Here is a 1,372-nt window from a genome sequence, read left to right on the forward strand (position 1 = left end):
CTGATGCTCTCGGAGACTGCGCTACAGGATCAGATCACCGAGATGACAGATAGTTCCCCGATTTGAGCAACAAGACCTCTTTAAGTGAGTCGATGAAACGATTTGCATCTGCTTTGGTGTACTTTTTGAAAAGGAAATTGGAAAGTTGAATGAAGTCCACTTCATGTAAAAAGTTAGTTTTTTCCTTTTTGTTTTCTGTTCGAACTGAGTCTAGAACTTCCTTTGGTGTTGATGCATCGCTCCAATCATAACCAATGCTGATGGCCATAAATTTAGCAATGAGCTTGCGCATTAAATTCTCTGTTCTGTATATAATTGGGTAACCTTTTTGACAATATTCCTCTCCTACGCCATCATGCAGGATAATAATGTTTCTCCCACTTGTCTTTGTACATACTTTTCTTATTTCTTTAAGAAGAGATTTATAGTCTTCATGCTGATTTTCATCAGTGCATTCTATTGTAAGGTCGTAGTATATAGAGTTGTCAGTCAGAGTTCCTTGGGCAAGAATGTATGGAAATATAACTCCATTATAAGAAAATGATTGTTCTTTTTTTGAAAATGAAATTGAGGAATGTGCTACAAGCAAACTTCGGAATTTTTCAACAGTTGTACAGAGTTTTTCTTGAGCATCAAAAGTTATTAAGTATTCACTTTTCAATTCCAGCTCCTAGTCATACATCGAGATTCCAACATGATTAGTTGAGTAGAGTATTTGTGCTTGGGGTTTGTATGAAGCCTTTTTGCTCAAATATGTGAGTTGCTGCAGACATTATCTTTATGTGTCGTGAGAATCGGCTACCACTGTTCAGCCAGCAACTTTCTTCTCTCCTTTTTGGCCCATCGCTACGGTGCCAAGGGCGTCGACGATTAGGCTTCGCCCATCGCCCATCGCCCATCGCCCCCGCTCGCTAAGCTTAAAGGGAGCAACACAATGCCGGGAGGCCAATCATGGAAACAGAGAAAGCCATCGGACTGATCGAGGGCCGTAGGTCTGATTAGCGAAGCGTCATCAGACGTTCGCGAAAACAGGCTGCCGCCATGCTGCGGGCACGCCTACGGCTCTCTCTATCCATGGCCAGCCTGTGTATTGCGTGAATCAGGTGCCTGTGTGGCTGCCAAGCAGCAGCATCAGGCTAAACAGCAGCCAGTCATTGATGATGTGTGAACCGGTCGATACCCAGATGTTTTTGGTGATGATGTAGCCACTGAGCAGCACGATGCGGGCCGTGCCGATCACCAGAAAACATTGCAGAAAATTCCAGTCATAAGTGGGCAGGTGCAGGGCTCCGAAGATGTATCTATTCACCAGGACGGGGTTGACGGCATCAGTTCTGCCGGGATGGGATAATCTGTCTTCTCGATGCACGCC

The 1,372-nt window shown here is 44.5% G+C and carries 2 protein-coding genes; both read right to left on the minus strand.

The features are described 5' to 3' along the window. Positions 1-34 precede the first annotated feature (34 nt). Positions 35-661 (minus strand): hypothetical protein, encoded by a 627-nt coding sequence (locus PG896_RS20940; protein ID WP_270836190.1) that lies wholly within the window; start codon positions 659-661, stop codon positions 35-37. A 438-nt stretch (positions 662-1,099) separates the two neighbouring features. Further along, on the minus strand, positions 1,100-1,309 hold the full coding sequence (locus PG896_RS20945; protein ID WP_408763974.1) for a CPBP family glutamic-type intramembrane protease: 210 nt from the start codon (positions 1,307-1,309) through the stop codon (positions 1,100-1,102). Positions 1,310-1,372: the final 63 nt, after the last annotated feature.

The organism is Aeromonas sp. QDB30 (assembly GCF_027707645.1).
Classification (GTDB): Bacteria; Pseudomonadota; Gammaproteobacteria; order Enterobacterales; family Aeromonadaceae; genus Aeromonas; species Aeromonas caviae.